Annotated in this window: 18 protein-coding genes and 1 tRNA gene; 9 read left to right on the top strand and 10 right to left on the bottom strand. The window is 66.9% G+C overall.

What is annotated here, in order from left to right:
• Positions 1 to 41: 41 nt before the first annotated feature.
• From minC to SB786_RS28595, 4 genes are all read left to right on the top strand, one after another.
• On the top strand, positions 42 to 806 hold the full coding sequence (gene minC / locus SB786_RS28610; protein ID WP_105831597.1) for a septum site-determining protein MinC: 765 nt from the start codon (positions 42 to 44) through the stop codon (positions 804 to 806).
• Positions 807 to 865: 59 nt separating this feature from the next.
• Positions 866 to 1,681, top strand: a complete 816-nt coding sequence (minD, locus tag SB786_RS28605; RefSeq protein ID WP_006750835.1) for a septum site-determining protein MinD — start codon at positions 866 to 868, stop codon at positions 1,679 to 1,681.
• A 12-nt stretch (positions 1,682 to 1,693) separates the two neighbouring features.
• Positions 1,694 to 1,948 (top strand): cell division topological specificity factor MinE, encoded by a 255-nt coding sequence (gene minE / locus SB786_RS28600; RefSeq protein WP_006750836.1) that lies wholly within the window; start codon positions 1,694 to 1,696, stop codon positions 1,946 to 1,948.
• Between the two features lie 168 nt (positions 1,949 to 2,116).
• The gene (locus SB786_RS28595; protein WP_410730411.1) at positions 2,117 to 2,518 is read left to right on the top strand and encodes a YXWGXW repeat-containing protein; all 402 of its coding nucleotides are present in this window, start codon (positions 2,117 to 2,119) and stop codon (positions 2,516 to 2,518) included.
• Positions 2,519 to 2,635: 117 nt separating this feature from the next.
• On the opposite strand, the gene SB786_RS28590 is transcribed toward SB786_RS28595, so the two are convergent.
• Positions 2,636 to 4,195, bottom strand: a complete 1,560-nt coding sequence (locus SB786_RS28590; RefSeq protein WP_410730410.1) for a chloride channel protein — start codon at positions 4,193 to 4,195, stop codon at positions 2,636 to 2,638.
• 170 nt (positions 4,196 to 4,365) lie between these two features.
• Here SB786_RS28590 and waaC point away from each other — a divergent pair, with 170 nt between their 5' ends.
• The gene (gene waaC, locus SB786_RS28585) at positions 4,366 to 5,364 is read left to right on the top strand and encodes a lipopolysaccharide heptosyltransferase I (RefSeq protein ID WP_410730409.1); all 999 of its coding nucleotides are present in this window, start codon (positions 4,366 to 4,368) and stop codon (positions 5,362 to 5,364) included.
• A gap of 48 nt (positions 5,365 to 5,412) precedes the next feature.
• On the opposite strand, the gene SB786_RS28580 is transcribed toward waaC, so the two are convergent.
• The 9 genes from SB786_RS28580 to rph all read right to left on the bottom strand — a co-directional run bounded on the left by SB786_RS28580 (position 5,413) and on the right by rph (position 11,785).
• Positions 5,413 to 5,592 carry a hypothetical protein gene (locus SB786_RS28580; protein ID WP_410730408.1) on the bottom strand — a complete coding sequence of 60 codons (180 nt, stop codon included), beginning with the start codon at positions 5,590 to 5,592 and terminating at the stop codon, positions 5,413 to 5,415.
• Between the two features lie 104 nt (positions 5,593 to 5,696).
• Complete coding sequence (locus tag SB786_RS28575) at positions 5,697 to 7,010, bottom strand: MFS transporter (protein WP_410730407.1); 1,314 nt, start codon at positions 7,008 to 7,010, stop codon at positions 5,697 to 5,699.
• Positions 7,011 to 7,305: 295 nt separating this feature from the next.
• The gene (locus tag SB786_RS28570) at positions 7,306 to 7,797 is read right to left on the bottom strand and encodes an energy transducer TonB (protein ID WP_410730406.1); all 492 of its coding nucleotides are present in this window, start codon (positions 7,795 to 7,797) and stop codon (positions 7,306 to 7,308) included.
• Between the two features lie 238 nt (positions 7,798 to 8,035).
• The gene (locus SB786_RS28565) at positions 8,036 to 8,329 is read right to left on the bottom strand and encodes a hypothetical protein (protein WP_410730405.1); all 294 of its coding nucleotides are present in this window, start codon (positions 8,327 to 8,329) and stop codon (positions 8,036 to 8,038) included.
• Between the two features lie 154 nt (positions 8,330 to 8,483).
• Positions 8,484 to 8,885, bottom strand: a complete 402-nt coding sequence (locus SB786_RS28560; RefSeq protein WP_006756183.1) for a hypothetical protein — start codon at positions 8,883 to 8,885, stop codon at positions 8,484 to 8,486.
• A gap of 158 nt (positions 8,886 to 9,043) precedes the next feature.
• Positions 9,044 to 9,131: transfer RNA gene (locus SB786_RS28555), tRNA-Ser, on the bottom strand.
• Between the two features lie 42 nt (positions 9,132 to 9,173).
• Complete coding sequence (gene hemW / locus SB786_RS28550) at positions 9,174 to 10,388, bottom strand: radical SAM family heme chaperone HemW (RefSeq protein WP_006756184.1); 1,215 nt, start codon at positions 10,386 to 10,388, stop codon at positions 9,174 to 9,176.
• A 34-nt stretch (positions 10,389 to 10,422) separates the two neighbouring features.
• A complete protein-coding gene (gene rdgB, locus SB786_RS28545) occupies positions 10,423 to 11,052 on the bottom strand; it encodes an RdgB/HAM1 family non-canonical purine NTP pyrophosphatase (RefSeq protein WP_006756185.1) in 630 nt (209 codons plus the stop codon).
• The gene (rph, locus tag SB786_RS28540) at positions 11,045 to 11,785 is read right to left on the bottom strand and encodes a ribonuclease PH (RefSeq protein ID WP_410730404.1); all 741 of its coding nucleotides are present in this window, start codon (positions 11,783 to 11,785) and stop codon (positions 11,045 to 11,047) included. The genes rdgB and rph overlap by 8 nt, the downstream gene beginning before the upstream one ends.
• A 174-nt stretch (positions 11,786 to 11,959) precedes the next feature.
• Here rph and SB786_RS28535 point away from each other — a divergent pair, with 174 nt between their 5' ends.
• The 4 genes from SB786_RS28535 to SB786_RS28520 all read left to right on the top strand — a co-directional run bounded on the left by SB786_RS28535 (position 11,960) and on the right by SB786_RS28520 (position 16,340).
• Positions 11,960 to 12,883, top strand: coding sequence for a YicC/YloC family endoribonuclease (locus tag SB786_RS28535; RefSeq protein ID WP_006756187.1), 924 nt, complete (start codon positions 11,960 to 11,962; stop codon positions 12,881 to 12,883).
• Between the two features lie 81 nt (positions 12,884 to 12,964).
• On the top strand, positions 12,965 to 13,648 hold the full coding sequence (gmk, locus tag SB786_RS28530) for a guanylate kinase (protein ID WP_006750850.1): 684 nt from the start codon (positions 12,965 to 12,967) through the stop codon (positions 13,646 to 13,648).
• A gap of 58 nt (positions 13,649 to 13,706) precedes the next feature.
• Entirely contained in the window at positions 13,707 to 13,910 is a 204-nt protein-coding gene (gene rpoZ, locus SB786_RS28525) for a DNA-directed RNA polymerase subunit omega (RefSeq protein ID WP_006756189.1), read from the top strand.
• A 63-nt stretch (positions 13,911 to 13,973) separates the two neighbouring features.
• The gene (locus SB786_RS28520; RefSeq protein ID WP_006756190.1) at positions 13,974 to 16,340 is read left to right on the top strand and encodes a RelA/SpoT family protein; all 2,367 of its coding nucleotides are present in this window, start codon (positions 13,974 to 13,976) and stop codon (positions 16,338 to 16,340) included.
• Positions 16,341 to 16,600: the final 260 nt, after the last annotated feature.

Below are 16,600 nucleotides of genomic sequence, written 5' to 3'. Positions count from 1 at the left end.
GGACGCCTGTAAAATACGCAAAAATTTTTTGCAGAGTGTCCATGTCGCTTAAAAAATCGCCATTCTTCGAGCTGCGCAGCGGATCGGTCGATACGTTGCTGTTCACCGTGAAGACGACCGATCTCGATGCGTTGCGTACCGAACTGGTCAAGCGCTTCGAAGCGACTCCCGAGTTTTTTGCCGACGATGTCGTCGCGATCGACGTCCGCCGCCTCGCGGACGGCGAACGCGTCGCGCTCGCCGACATCCGCCAGATGCTGAACGACGTGCGGATGCGCCCGGTGGGCGTCGTGGCGCTGGCCACGCAGGGCTGGGCGGGGGAAGCCGGTCTGCCGTTGCTGGAGGCGCGCGATCGCCGCGTGTCGGCCGCGAAGCCGGCCGACGAAGCGGAGCCGGCGCCTGTCGTTGCCGAGGCCGTTGCGGCGGCCGAACCGGCGCCGGAGCCCGCACCGACGCAGATTTCGGCGGGCGGCCAGACGCTGGTGATCGATCGGCCGCTGCGTTCGGGGCAGCAGATTTACGCGAAAGGGGACCTCGTGGTGCTTGCGCCGGTCAGTCACGGCGCCGAGATCATCGCGGAAGGCAACATCCACATCTACGCGCCGTTGCGCGGCCGCGCACTCGCGGGCGTGCACGGCAATCACGACGCGCGCATTTTCTGCACGTGTCTCGAACCGGAACTGATTTCAATCGCGGGTATCTATCGAACGACCGAGAACCCGTTGCCCGCCGACATACTGGGCAAAGCGGTGCAGATCCGGCTCGAAGAGGAAAAACTGATGATCGAACCGCTGCGCCTGACGTGATTCACGCCGCGCACGCCGGATCGATCGGCTCTCATTGACGAACACAGGGTATTGGGTAAATGGCAAAAATCATCGTGGTGACTTCGGGCAAGGGCGGCGTAGGCAAGACGACGACCAGCGCGAGCTTCGCGTCGGGCCTCGCGCTGCGTGGCCACAAGACGGCCGTGATCGACTTCGACGTTGGCCTGCGCAACCTCGATCTCATCATGGGCTGCGAGCGGCGCGTGGTGTACGACCTCGTCAACGTGATCCAGGGCGAAGCGAACCTGAACCAGGCGCTGATCAAGGACAAGAAGTGCGAGAACCTGTACATCCTGCCGGCGTCGCAGACGCGCGACAAGGATGCGCTCACGCGCGACGGCGTCGAGAAGGTGTTGAACGACCTGGTCGCGATGGACTTCGACTTCATCGTCTGCGATTCGCCGGCCGGGATCGAAGCCGGTGCGCTGCATGCGATGTACTTCGCCGATGAGGCGCTGATCGTCACGAACCCGGAAGTGTCGTCGGTGCGCGACTCGGACCGCATTCTCGGCATCCTGTCGTCGAAGACGAAGCGCGCGACCGAAGGCAAGGATCCGATCAAGGAGCACCTGCTGATCACGCGTTACAGCCCGAAGCGCGTGAGCGAAGGCGAGATGCTGTCGCTCGAGGACATCAGCGAGATCCTTCGCATCAAGCTGATCGGCGTGGTGCCCGAATCGGAAGCCGTGCTGCACGCATCGAACCAGGGTCTGCCAGCCGTGCATATCGACGGCACCGACGTGGCGGAAGCGTACAAGGACGTCGTCGCTCGCTTCCTCGGCGAGGACAAGCCGCTGCGCTTCACCGATTACCAGAAGCCGGGCCTGCTGCAGCGCCTCTTCGGCAGCAAGTAACGGAGGCCGCCCATGTCCATCCTTTCGTTTCTCCTCGGTGAGAAGAAGAAGTCCGCATCGGTCGCGAAGGAGCGCCTGCAGCTCATCATCGCGCACGAGCGGGTCGGCGGCCGGCCACCGGCCGATTACCTGCCGGCGCTCCAGAAGGAGCTGGTCGCGGTCATCTCGAAGTACGTCCGTATTTCGAACGACGACATCCGCGTGAGCCTCGAGCGCCAGGACGATCTCGAAGTCCTCGAAGTGAAGATCGAGATCCCGCAAGCCTGACTTTTGTCGGTCTCTCTCCGCACGGCGGCGCATGCCGCCGTGCGCGTCTTACGCCCTGTTGCACTTTCGGGCTCGCCGTAACACGGTGTCTGTCGGCCGTTGGTCGACCTCCCGCATTGAACGAATACGCTCGCGTCGCTCGCGTCATTTCTCAATCAGGAGGTTGTGATGGCTGTCTCTGTTGTTCAACGTCGTATCGTTTCGCTCGCGCTGTTCGCCGCGGGCCTGTCAGCCGTCGCCGCGCCGCTCGCTGTACGCGCGGACGAGATCCTCGTCGGCGCGCCGGTGTTGGTGCAATCGGGCCGGATGGTCGTCGCCGAACCGGTGGCCGCGCCTGCCGAGGAAGTCGTCGTCGTCGCGCCGAACGCGCCGCCGGCCGTGCGCTACGAGGTCGTGCCCGACGCGCGCGTCGGCTATGTGTGGGAGCGCGGTCACTGGCGCTGGGATCATGGTCGCTACGTGTGGATCGGTGGCCACTGGGAAGCCGAGCGTGTCGGCATGCACTGGGTGCCGGGCCACTGGCATCAGCGCGGCCCGAACTGGTTCTGGACCCGCGGCCACTGGGCTTGACGGAGCGCGTGCGATGAAACGAACCGTCATTGCCATTGCGCTCGTCGCGATCACGCTCGCCGGCTGTATCGTCGTGCCGGCCCGGCCTGTCTACTATCGGCCGGCGCCGGTGGTGATCTACTGAGTGTCGCGCGGGCCCGGTTGCGCCGGGCCGTTCGCGCCGGATGCCGGCCGGCCGCCGTCGTGCGGCGTCGCCGGCGTGTGCGTGGCACCGGTGTCCGTGTTGGTATCGGCCGCCGCGGTGTCCGGCTCGCGGCCATCCCCTTCGCGCAGCGTGTCGAGCGGATCGGCGGGCGCTGCGGCCGCGTCCTGCGGCTCGGTGACGCCGGTTGTCGCCGCCGGCGCCGCTGCGCGCGCAGGTTCGACGGCGGCCGCGGGCGGCGCGAGATAGCGCTGCGCGAGCGTTTCGTAGAGCGGCGGCGCGAAGAAGCGCGCCATGCGGCTCGACACCAGCGCGGTCGCCATCAGCGAAATCACCAGCGCGTGGCCGTTGATCATCTCCATCACGATCACGAACGACGTGATCGGCGACTGCGTGACGGCCGCGAGGTAGCCGACCATCGCCAGCGCGATCAGCATCGGCAAGCTCATGTGGCTGAACGCGATGTGCAGCAGGTTGCCGAACCCGGCGCCGATCGACAGCGACGGCGCGAAGATCCCGCCCGGGATGCCCGGCAGGTACGACGCGACCATCGACACCATCTTCAGGAACGGATAGAGCACCGACAGCTGTTCGTGGCCGTCGAGCAGGCCGCGTGCCTCGGCATAGCCGCTGCCGAACGTCGTCCCGCCGGACACGATGCCGACGACGGCGATCACGAAGCCGCACACCGCCGCGAACGCGATCGGGCGCTCGCGATACAGGCCGAGCAGGCGCGCGGGCAGCCAGCGCCCGGTATTGAGCAGCAGCCAGCTGAACAGGCCGCCCGCGACGCCGGTCACGAGCGCGGTGACGAGCACGGCGACCGCGAGCATTTTCGGGAAATGCTGGCCGGCGTCGATCGTGCCGAAATACGTGTAATTGCCGTTCAGGCCCAATGCGACGACACCGGCGAGGATGATCGCGGTGATCAGCACGCCGCTTGCGCGCGCGGAGAAGCTGCGGGTCAGTTCCTCGATTGCAAACACGATCCCGGCGAGCGGCGTATTGAACGCGGCCGACAGGCCGGCCGCCGCGCCGGCGAGCACGAGCTGCCGCTCGATCTGCGCGTTCGAGCGCGGGTAGAAGCGCCGCAGGTTGAACATCAGCGCCGCGCCCACCTGCACGGTCGGGCCTTCGCGGCCGATCGTGAAGCCGCCGAGGATCCCCAGGAACGAGATCAGGACCTTGCCGAACAGGATCCGCAGCGTGAGCAGTCGCGCGCCGAACGTGCCCGGGCTCGCATGCAGTGTCGCGATGACCTGTGGGATCCCGCTGCCCTCCGCGCCGCGAAAGAAGCGGCGCGTCATCCATACGGATGCCGCGGCGATCGACGGCGTGAGCAGCAGCGGCAGCCATGCGGCGTGCTCGCGCAGCGTGCGAAACGTGTCGTAGCCCCAGTCGATCAGCCGCGCGTACAGCACGGCCGCGAGGCCCACGGCGATCGCGCCGAGCCAGAACACACCGTACTGCCGCCAGATCCGCAGCGAGCGGCGGGTGAGGGCGGGAAACAGCGTGGGAACGGTGGAGCGTTGCATCGGCGGCGGGCCGGAGGGCAAAGAATGCATTATAAAAAGAACCGGATGCGGGGCTCGACAAATCTTCACAAAAACGATGCATTTTGTTGCAAATGTAATGTAGAGGTAATGTTTGTACCCGCCAAGCGTCGTTAGCATGGCGCAATGGTCCGACATTTCCCACAAAGAACGTGAAACGCATCCTCATCGTGAAAGTGACGTCGCTCGGCGACGTCGTCCAGACGCTGCCTGTCGTCGCGGACCTCCATCGCGCCTTTCCCGGCGTGACGGTTGACTGGGCCGTCGACGAATCCTGCGCGGAGGTGGTGCGCTGGCACCCGGGCGTGAGCAATGTGCTGTGCGCGCCGCTGCGGCGGTTCAAGAAGCTGCGCAACCGCGGCGACCTGAAGGCGATCTCCGCGTCGATCGGCGCGTTGCGCGCGCACCGCTACGATGCGGTCATCGATCTGCACGGCGTCTACAAGAGCGCGATCATCTCGGTACTCGCGCGCGCCGCGCGCCGCGTCGGCTACCAGACGCAGGATCTCGGCGAGACGGGCGCCCGTTTTGCGTATTCGCATCGCTTCGGCCCCAGGCCGGACTGCGACGCATGGCACGGGATGCGCGTGAGCGCCGGGGAGGCGCTGGGCTATGTGCCCGACGGCATCGCCGCGTACGGGATCGTCCCGCCGCAGGACGCGAGCCTGCCGCCCGCCGTGACCGACGGCACGCCGTTCATGCTGCTGTTTCATGCGACTTCCAATCCGGACAAGAAATGGCCGGCCGACCACTGGGCCGCGCTGGCCACCCGGATGATGGCGCGCGGCGTGCGCGTGCTGTTGCCGTGGGGGTCGCCCGCCGAACATGACGACGCGCGGGACATTGCCGCGCGCGCGCCGGGCGCGATCGTGCTGCCGGCGATGTCGGTGCGCGAACTCGGCGCGGCCATCGGCCGGGCCGCGCTCGTGGTGGGCGTCGACACCGGCTTCGTGCACATGGCGCACGCGCTGCAGCGGCCGACCGTGATGATTTTCGTCGCGACGTCGCGCCACCATTGCGGGATTGGCGGTGCACCGAATGCGCTGTCGATCGGCGAGCCGGGGGCGCCGCCGTCGGTTACGCAGGCCCTCGATGCGATCGATGCGGTCGCACCGGCCTATGCCGCACGGCCCGCGCAGCTGACGGCCTAGCGCCGGCGATTCGCGTGACCCGGCCGCGCGGAAGCGAAGCCGCCCGGTTCAGGCGAGCAGCGTTTCGAACGCGACCACCGCGGCAATCGCCGCCAGATTGGCGAGCAGCGCGTCGAGCAGCAGGCCGCGCCAGGTTTTCGGCCGGAAGCGCGCCGCGAGCAGCAGCGCGCCACCCAGCGCGAGCGCCAGGATCAGAATGAGGTCAGCGTTGTCGAGGCGGATGTTCATCGCGGCGGCTTCTTTGGGGAGGATTCCCGTGGGCGCGCAACGACGCCCCCACGGTCGAGTATAGGCAGCGCCGCCCGCTGCACAACCGGCGGCGCCCCGGAGGCTCAGACGAGCGATGCGTCGCGGGTTTCGCGCATCAGCAGCACGCCGATCAGGCTGATCGCCGCCGCGACCGACACGTACCCGCCGACCCACGACAGGCCGCCGTGCGCGGCGAGCAACTGCGCGATGTACGGCGCGATCGACGCGCCGAGGATCCCGCCGAGGTTGTACGAGACGCCCGCGCCCGTATAGCGGACGTTGGTCGGGAACAGCTCGGGGAGCAGCGCGCCCATCGGCGCGAACGTCACGCCCATCAGAAACAGCTCGAGCATCAGGAACAGCGCGACGAGCGGCATCGAACCGCTGCCGAGCAGCGGCTCCATCGCGAAGCCGGACAGCAGCGCGGCGATCGCGCCGACGATCAGCACCGGCTTGCGCCCGAAGCGGTCCGACGCCCATGCCGACAGCGGCGTCGCGAGCCCCATGAAGACCACCGCGAAGCACAGCAGGCCGAGCAAGCTCTGGCGCGGAATATGCAGCGTCGATACGCCGTACGACAGCGAGAACACCGTCGAGATATAGAACAGCGTGTAGCAGACCACCATCGCGAGCGCGCCGAGCAGCGTCGGCCGCCAGTGTTGCGAGACGAGCGTCGCGACCGGCACGCGCACGCGCTCGTTGCGATCGAGCGTGGCCTGGAACGCCGGCGTCTCGGTGATCTTCAGCCGCACGTACAGGCCGAGCACGACGAGCACCGCGCTGACGAGGAACGGGATGCGCCAGCCCCAGCTGCGGAATTGTTCGTCGGACAGCGACAGCGCGAGCGCGAAGAACAGCCCGTTCGACATCAGGAAGCCGACCGACGGGCCGAGCTGCGGGAACATCCCGAACCAGCCGCGCTTGCCTTGCGGCGCGTGCTCGGTCGCGAGCAGCGCCGCGCCGCCCCATTCGCCGCCGAGGCCGATCCCCTGACCGAAGCGCAGCACGCACAGCAGCACCGGCGCGAGCGCGCCGATCGTGTCGTAGCCGGGCACGAAGCCGATCGCGGTGGTGGACACACCCATGACGAGCAGCGACGCGACGAGCGTCGATTTGCGGCCGATGCGGTCGCCGAAGTGGCCGAACAGGAACGAGCCGATCGGCCGTGCGATGAACGCGATGCCGAACGTGACGAATGCGGACAGCGCCTGCGCGGTCGCGGAGCCATGCGGAAAGAACACGGGACCGATGACGAGCGCCGCGGCGGTCGCGTACACGTAGAAGTCGTAGAACTCGATCGCGGTGCCGATGAAGCTCGCGAACACGATGCGCCGGTGGCTGACGGCGGCGCCGGCCGAACCGGTTGCGTGTGCAACGGCCGGGGGAGATGCGGACATGGATGTCTCCGATTTGTCGTTGGGGCGGTCGGCTGGGCGTGCGCTCGGGCAGGCAGGCGCCTGCCGGAAGAGCCGCCGAGCGGATGATGCGGTAGCGGTGTGGACGCGCGCGCCGTGGCGCGGACGTCGCCCGCCGGTCGACGATGGAGACGGATAGTCGCCGCCGCCCGGTGCCGGCATGGTCGGCTCGCATGCCGGGTGCGGCGTACGAACGCGCGCGCGGGAGGATGGCCGCGCGATTGGGGAAAATTATAGCCAGCGCCGCGACATAGCGGCAATCGCGGGCGGCGCGGGCTCAGTCGAGCGATTGCGCCTGCGCCGATGCGGTGCTTTGCAACTGGAAGCGGCCGTCGTCGTTGAACAGCCAGCCTTCCATCATCTCGATCCGGCCATTGCCGTCCAGCAGTTTCGATGGCGGTGCCGGCAGCGGTGCCGAGCGGCGCAGCGACGCGAGCGCGAGCGCTTCCGCTTCGCTGTCACCGTTGCTGCGATAGACGGATGCGTTGACGAGGCGGCCGCTGCGATCGACGGTGAACGCGACGACGACGAGCGAGCGCAGCATCGCCTGCGGCGTCCCGCGCGACACGCCGGACGGATTGTGCTCGGCGACGCACCGCGCGACTTCCACGCGGTACTGGGCGAGATTCCCGCTACGCGTGATCGACGGGATGGTCACGACCGAGTGCAGCGACGGCGGCGGCGTGATCGTGCAGGCGGCAAGCATCGTGGCGGCGACCAGCGCGACAACGCGCGGCCGGTCGACGCGAGGGCGGGGAAGAGAGAACATGGGAAGTGCCGGCAGGGGGAAGTGCCGGAGGGTGACGATAAAAAAATGATAGACGTCCGTGCACGACGTGTTATCGGGAGAAACGCATAAGGCGCGCGCCGCGACGTGGCGATTCGCGGATGACGGCGCGCGGCGGACCGCCCGGTGTCGCGATGTGATGCGACATGTGACGGTGCGGGCGCGCGTTGCGTGCACGCGAGTCGCGCGCGGCGGCAGCGATGAATGCGGCGGGCCCCGCTCAGTAGCCGTGCGTCACGAGCGACAGAACGGACAGGTCCGGATGCGTGCCGTCGATGATGCTCTTGCCGATGTGCACGGCTTCCCGAACCGCTTCGTCGACGCTCGCGTAGCTTTCCTCGCCGTCCGCGTGGAAGGGCACCGCATGATCGGGCAGCGCGGGATTCACGCCAGGATGGCAGACATAGCCGGTGTAGGTGTAACGCATGTCGCTGCCGGGGGCGAGGCCCGGCACGACGTGGATCTCGAAGCCTTCGTAATCGACGTGATCCGTCGCGGTCGACAGTTCGGTCATGGCGGTCTCCGTGTGCCGCTCGCACGGATGGCGCGGGCGGCATCGAGTCGCGGCGGCGGTCGTGTCGCCGTGCTGATCGAATTCTAGGCGATGGCGGCGCGGCCCGTGAGGCTTGTGCGCATGGCCTGCGAAGTCGAGCGTGCCGGGTCGCGCGTTACCGCGTGCAGCGCGCGTCCTTGCGCTGTACGACGAGAATCACCGGATACTTCTGACCATGATCGAGTTCCACCGGCGCGACGACCGTCAGCGTCGTCGGGTCGGAATCGTCGTACACGCTGACCTGCTCGTTGCGGATATACGTGACGCCGGTGCAGTTCGACGCGCGTCCGTCATCCGACACCTTGCACTGGAGCTCGTTTTCCTTCAGGTAGTTGTACGGCGTCGGGCTCGCGAGATATTCGCGCAGGCCGCGCGGCGAGCCGCCGACGCCTTTCACGTACGCGATCGCGCACGACGGCGTTTGCGCGTCGGCGCCGGAGGCGGAATCGGCGGCCGCTGCGTGCGTGCTGACGGCGGCCAGCAGGGCGACGAGCGACGAGGCGATGAAGGGCTTCATGACGTGGGTTTCCCGTTTCGCGAATCGGAGCGGCGGATTGTAACGGCATCCGGCGGGACGTGTCGGCAGGCGGGTGGGCCACCGCGCGCTGCGGACGGCGGGCGGCGGACAAACAAAAACCCCGTCATTCGAGGAATGGACGGGGTTTGGCGAACGCGTGGCGGAAGCGGTGAGATTCGAACTCACGGACGGTTTCCCGTCGCCGGTTTTCAAGACCGGTGCCTTAAACCGCTCGGCCACGCTTCCACACGAGGCCGCATTGTAACCGAAATGCCGCTTCGTTCCGCTTCAGTCGTCGCGCAGGAACAATTCCTGCAGGTCGTTGAGGAAACGCTGGCCGAGCGGCGTCGGCGCGATCTGCGCGAAATCGCGCGTGATCAGCCCGCGCCGCTCCGCTTCCTTGAGTGCCGGCTCGATCGTGCCGATCGGCAGGCCGGTGCGTTCGACGAAGCTGTGCACGGGGAAGCCCTCGACGAGCCGCAGCGTGTTCAGCATGAACTCGAACGGCAGGTCGCGCGCGCCGACTTCACGCTCCTCCTGCACCGGCGTGCCGGCCATCGCCTGTTCGATGAAGGTCGCCGGATGCTTGTAGCGCGCCTGCCGCAGGATCCGGTTCGGGAACGACAGCTTCGTGTGCGCGCCCGCGCCGATCCCGAGATAGTCGCCGAAGCGCCAGTAGTTCAGGTTGTGCTTGCACTGATGATTCGGCTTCGCGTAAGCGGACACTTCGTAGCGTCCGTAACCGGCCTCGGCCGTGCGTTCGTGAATCCATTCCTGCATGTCGGCCGACGCGTCGTCGTCGGGCACCGCGGGCGGAAACTTCGCGAACATCGTGTTCGGCTCGAGCGTCAGGTGATACAGCGACAGATGCGGCGGCGCGAACGACAGCGCGGTCTCGATGTCCGTCCGGCATTCGTCGAGCGACTGGTTCGGCAGCGCGAACATCAGGTCGAGGTTGAAGTTGTCGAATGTCTTCGCGGCGATCTCGACGGCCGCGCGAGCCTGCGCGGTGTCGTGAATGCGGCCGAGCGCTTTCAGATGGCCTTCGTTGAAGCTCTGGATGCCGACCGACAGGCGGTTCACGCCGCTCGCCCGAAACTGCGCGAACTTCGCGGCCTCGAACGTGCCCGGGTTCGCCTCGAGCGTGATCTCGGCGTCCGCATCGAGCGGCAGCAGCGCGCGCACGTCGGACAGCAGCCGGTCGAGCCCGCCTGCGGACAGCAGGCTCGGCGTGCCGCCGCCGATGAACACCGTATGCACCTGCCGGCCCCAGACGAGCGGCAGCGCCTGCTCGAGATCGGCACGCAGCGCGTCGAGATATTCGGTTTCCGGAAATCGCTCGCCTTTCCACTCGTGCGAGTTGAAATCGCAGTACGGGCACTTGCGCACGCACCACGGAAAATGCACGTACAGCGCGAGCGGCGGCAGCGACGTGAGCCGCACCTGCCCGGGCGACGTGAACGTCGCGACGACGCGCGCGCCGGTTTCCGCCGCCTGGCTCATGCGGCCTCCGGCTGCGAATGCGTGACGAAGACGATCATGCGGGTTCCTCTGCGAGCCGAGCGAGCAGCGCCTTCAGCGCGAGCGCGCGATGGCTGTGCGTGTTCTTCACGGCCGGCTCGAGCTCGGCCGCCGTCGCGCCGAGCGACGGCAGGTAAAAATACGGGTCGTAGCCGAATCCGTGCTCGCCGCGTGGCGTGTCGACGATCTCGCCCGCCCAGCGACCTTCGGCGAACAGCGGTTCGGGATCGTCCGCGTGGCGCACCAGCGCGAGCACGCAGCAATAGTATGCGCGCCGGTCGTCGACGCCCCGCAACTGCTCGACGAGGTACGCATTGTTCGCCGCGTCGCCCGCGTCGCGACCCGCGCGCTGCGCGTAGCGTGCCGAATAGACGCCCGGTGCGCCGCGCAGCGCGCGCACGCACAGGCCGGAATCGTCGGCAATCGCCGGCAGGCCGGTGAGCCGCGACGCATGCCGCGCTTTCGTCAGCGCATTCTCGATGAACGTGCCGAACGGCTCTTCCGCCTCGGGCACGGCCAGGTCGCCCTGCGGCACGATCTCGATGCCGACCGTCGAGAACAGCGCGGTGAATTCGCGCAGCTTGCCGGCGTTGTTCGACGCGAGCACGATGCGCGAGAACGGCGCGAGGGTGCGATCGTCAGACATGGCCGGCGCCCAGCACGTCCTTCTGCAACTGCACGAGCTCGCCGATCCCGCTTTGCGCGAGGTCGAGCAGCGCGTTCATCTCGGCGCGCGAGAACGGCACGCCTTCGGCGGTGCCCTGGACTTCGACGAAGCCGCCGGCACCCGTCATCACGACGTTCATGTCGGTGTCGCAGCGCGAATCTTCCGCATAGTCGAGGTCGAGCAATGGCACGCCTTCGTACACGCCGACCGAGATCGCGGCGACATGATCGGTGATCGGCGAGCGCGCGAGCTTGCCGGCCGCGATCAGCTTCGACACGGCGTCGTGCGCGGCGACGAAGGCGCCGGTGATGCTCGCCGTGCGTGTGCCGCCGTCGGCCTGGATCACGTCACAGTCGATATGGATCGTGCGCGGGCCGAGCGCGTCGAGATCGAACACCGCGCGCAGCGCGCGGCCGATCAGGCGCTGAATTTCCTGCGTACGGCCCGTCTGCTTGCCGCGTGCGGCCTCGCGGTCGCTGCGCGTGTGCGTCGCACGCGGCAGCATCCCGTATTCGGCCGTCAGCCAGCCCTGACCGCGATCGCGCAGGAATTCGGGCACGCGTTCGGCGACGCTCGCGGTGCAGATCACCTTGGTGTCGCCGAATTCGACCAGGACCGAGCCTTCGGCGTGTTTCGTGTAATGGCGCGTGAGCGCGACCTTGCGCAGTTCGTCGGCGCGACGGCCGCTCGGGCGGGACAGGGAAGACGTCATGGGGGAATCGTGGACGGAAGAGGAAACCCCGATTTTAGCGCCGAACGGCAGCGTTGCCCGGCGGGGTAGGGTGCAAAAATGGGATAATGCGCGCTTCCCGCCCCGCGCCTTGCAATGCGCCGGGCGCCTCGACATATTCCCGCCCGCAAGGGCACCCAGACGGCGAGACGAACCATGATCTACAGCATGACGGGCTATGCGAGCGCGACGCGCGAACTCGCGACGGCCACCGGCAACGGCGGCACCAGCGTGTCGGTTGAACTGCGCACCGTGAACTCGCGCTTCCTCGACCTGAATTTCCGCATGCCGGACGACGTGCGCGCGTGCGAATCCGCGCTGCGCGAAATGCTGATGAACAAGCTGTCGCGCGGCAAGGTCGATGTGCGCATCAACCTGCAGCGCGGCGAGCAGAGCATCGGCGCAGGCGCGCTGAACCAGTCGGCGCTCGGCCAGCTCGCCGAGCTCGAGCGCTCGGTGCTCGATGCGTTCCCGGGTGTCGGCCGCCTGCGCGCGGGCGAGATCCTGCGCTGGCCCGGCGTGCTCGCCGAGAGCGGCGTGTCGGCGGATGCGATCCGCGATGCGGTGCTCGCGTGCGGCAAGGAGGCGATCGGCGAACTCGTCGTCGTGCGTTCGCGCGAAGGCGCGCAACTGGCGACGATGCTGCTGTCGAACGTCACCGAAATGGAAGCGATCGTCGCGCGCATCACGCCGCTCGTGCCGGAGCTGATCGCGAAGCATCAGCAGAAGATCGTCGAGCGGCTGCAGGAAGCGCTCGGCCTCGCGGCGCCCGAAGGCAGCGCCGCGATCGTCACGCGCGAGGAAGCCGCGGAACGCATTCGTCAGGAAGTGACGATGTACGGCATCCGGATCGACATCGCGGAAGAGCTGTCGCGACTCACCGCGCATCTGAACGAAACGCGTCACGTGATCGAGAAGGGCGGCCGCGTCGGCAAGCGTCTCGACTTCATGATGCAGGAACTGAATCGCGAAGCGAACACGCTCGGCTCGAAGGCGGCGGCGAAGGAACTGGCCGACGCATCGATGGCGCTCAAGCTGTTGATCGAGCAGATGCGCGAGCAAGTGCAAAACCTGGAGTAAAGAGATGAAACAACCCTCACTACGTTTGCTGTCCCTCGACGGGGCGGCGAGTGTTATCGGGGCGGCACGGCGGAGGCTGACATGACCGAATTCACCCGCGACGGCCACGCGTCGCATGCGCTGCACGGCGGCGTCTATCCCGGCAACCTGTTCATGGTCATCGCGCCGTCGGGCGCCGGCAAGTCGACGCTCGTGAACGCGCTGCTGTCGAAGGACAGCGACATCTGCCTGTCGATTTCGTACACGACCCGCAAGCCGCGCCCGGGCGAGCAGGACGGCCAGCACTACCACTTCACGACCGTCGAGGATTTCCGCGCGCGCCACGCCGCGCACGAATTCCTCGAGAGCGCCGAAGTGCACGGCAACTACTACGGCACGTCGCGCGTCTGGATCGAAGAGCAGATGATGAACGGCCACGACGTGCTGCTCGAGATCGACTGGCAGGGCGCGCAGCAGGTGAAGAAGCAGTTCCGCAACGCGGTCGGCATTTTCATTCTGCCGCCGTCGCTCGATGCGCTCGAGGAGCGCCTGAAGAAGCGCGGGCAGGACGAGCCGAACGTGATCACGCGACGCCTGCTCGCCGCGGGCAGCGAGATGGCGCACGCATCCGAGGCGGAATACGTCGTGATCAACGAGAATTTCGATCGTGCGCTGGCCGAGCTCGAATGCATCGTCACGGCAACGCGCCTGCGCTTTGCTTCGCAGTACGCGCGACACACGGAGCTGTTCATCGAGCTCGGCATCCATCTGCCCCACGCGGAATGACGCGGGGGTAGAGGGACATAAGGTAGAATAAGGACTATATTCAGAAGGAATTACCAACATGGCTCGCATTACTGTCGAAGACTGCCTGAAGCAAATCCCCAACCGCTTCGAACTGGCGCTCGCCGCCACCTACCGCGCGCGGCAGCTCGCGCAAGGCCATACGCCGAAGATCGAGAGCCGCGACAAGCCGACCGTCGTCGCGCTGCGCGAGATCGCTTCCGGTCACGTCGGCGTCGAGATGTTGAAGAAGGTGCCGGTGTAACGCGCATCCGGCCCGTTCCAGCCATGTAATCCACGCGCGCAACGACTCAACCTGGAGGCGAATATGAGCACCACCCCATCGTCCGCCTCCGCGGATTCGACCACCGAAGCCATGGCCCGGTCGCCTGCGCGCCAGTACATCGACGCGGTCCTCGAACAGTCCTTCCGGCATCTGTTCGGGCCGACCGCCACTCCGGAGCAGCCGCGCAAGCACGGCGTCGTTTCGATCGCGAAACTGACGGCCGTGCTGGCCGAGTATCTCCCTCCGGACGAAATCAAAGAGGTCAAGGCGGCGTTCCACTTCAGCGACGAAGCCCACCTCGGTCAATATCGCCAGAGCGGCGAACCCTACATCACCCATCCCGTCGCCGTCGCGGAAATCTGCGCCGGCTGGAAGCTCGACGCGCAAGCCGTGATGGCAGCGCTCCTGCACGACGTGATGGAAGACCAGGGCGTGACCAAGAGCGAGCTGGCCGAACGCTTCGGCCCGAAGGTCGCCGAACTCGTCGACGGCCTGTCGAAGCTCGACAAGATGGAGTTCCGCAGCCGCGAGGAAGCGCAGGCGGAAAACTTCCGCAAGATGCTGCTCGCGATGGCACGCGACGTGCGCGTCATCCTCGTCAAGCTCGCCGACCGTCTGCACAACATGCGCACGCTCGGCGCGGTGCCGATGGAAAAGCGCCGCCGCGTCGCACGCGAGACGCTCGACATCTATGCGCCGATCGCGCACCGCCTCGGGTTGAACAACACGTATCGCGAGCTGCAGGACATGAGCTTCGCGAATTTCAACCCGCATCGCTACGCGACGCTCGAGAAGGCCGTGAAGGCCGCGCGCGGCAACCGCCGCGAAGTGATCGGCAAGATCCTCGAGGCCGCGCAGCGCGCGATGACCGACGCGAAGATCGACGCCGAGATCACCGGCCGCGAAAAGACGATCTACAGCATCTACCGCAAGATGCGCGACAAGCAGCTGTCGTTCTCGCAGGTGCTCGACGTGTACGGCTTTCGCGTCGTCGTCGAGAGCCCGCTCGACTGCTACACGTGCATCGGTGCGCTGCACGCGCTGTACAAGCCCGTGCCCGGCAAGTTCAAGGACTACATCGCGATCCCGAAGATCAACGGCTATCAGTCGCTGCACACGACGCTCGTCGGGCCGTTCGGCGCGCCGATCGAGTTCCAGGTGCGCACGCGCAAGATGCACGAGATCGCCGAGGCCGGCGTGGCCGCGCACTGGCTATACAAGAACGGCGGCGCCGATCTGAACGACGTGCAGAAGCGCGCGCACCAGTGGCTGAAGTCGCTGCTCGACATCCAGAGCGAAGCCGGCGATTCGAGCGAATTCCTTGAGCATGTGAAGATCGACCTGTTCCCGGATGCGGTCTACGTGTTCACGCCGAAGTCGCGGATCATGGCGCTGCCGCGCGGCGCGACGGCGCTCGATTTCGCGTATTCGATCCACAGCGATCTCGGCAACCAGTGCGTGGCCGTGAAGATCAACAACGAGTTGCTGCCGCTGCGTACCGAGCTGAAGAGCGGCGACATCGTCGAGGTGATCACCGCGCCGTATTCGAAGCCGAACCCCGCGTGGCTCGGTTTCGTGCGCACCGGCAAGGCACGCTCGGCGATTCGTCACTATCTGAAGACGATGCGCCTGAACGAGTCGGTGCAGCTCGGCGAGCGGCTCGTCGACCAGAGCCTGAAGGGTTACGGGCTTGCGCTGGCCGACGTGGCGCCGGAAGTATGGGAGAAGCTCGTGCAGTGGACGGGCAACAAGAGCCGCCAGGAAATCTTCGCGGACATCGGCCTCGGCCGCCGCGTTGCCGCGGTGATGGCCAAGCGCATCGAGGTGCTGACGAGCGGCCGCGATGCGGACGACGATCTGCCGAAGTCCGAGCGGCATCCCGCGCACAATGCGCCGCCGGTCGTCATTACCGGCACCGAAGGGATGTCCGTGCAGCTGTCGGCGTGCTGCCGGCCGATTCCGGGCGATGCGATCATGGGCTATATCGGCATCGGCCTCGGGATGGCGATTCATACGACCGATTGCCGTGTCGCGCAGCGCATCCATCGCCGCGATCCGGGCCGCTGGATCGACGTCGAGTGGGCGCCGCAGCCGGGTCGCCTGTTCGACGTGGCGGTGAAGGCGCTCGTGAAGAACACGAAGGGCATCTTCGCGCGCGTGGCGGCGGACATCACGTCGGCCGACGCGAACATCGTCCACATCGCAATGGACGAGGATCTGACGCACGAATCGACGGTGCTGCGCTTCGTGATCCAGGTCAGCGACCGCGTGCACCTGGCGAACGTGATGCGGCGCGTGCGGACCAATCCGGATGTCATGCGGATCATGCGCGAGCGCTCGACCGACGACAGCGTGCATGCGCGTCACGACGGCGGCATGCGCATCGAGCGCGAGCGCCAAGATTACTGACGCGACGCGTTGCCTGAGCGGGATACGACGGCGGCCACGGGCCGCCGTTTTTCATGGGTGACGCGGGCCGGGCGGCGTGGTGCGGTGGCGGCTCGGCTCGAGCAGAGCGGGAGCGACGATCGCCGGGAAGAAGCATGGACGAGTGGGCAAAGAAAAAGGGCCTTCCCGGAGGAAGGCCCTTCTAAGGTGGCGCGGCTGGCAGGATTCGAACCCACGACCCCTTGGTTCGTAGCCAAGTACTCTATCCAACTGAGCTACAG

The organism is Burkholderia sp. SIMBA_062, from assembly GCF_046534765.1.
In the GTDB taxonomy this organism is placed as follows: Bacteria; Pseudomonadota; Gammaproteobacteria; order Burkholderiales; family Burkholderiaceae; genus Burkholderia; species Burkholderia ambifaria.
Note: the sequence above shows the minus strand (reverse complement) of the source record. Positions and strands in the feature narration are given on the sequence as shown.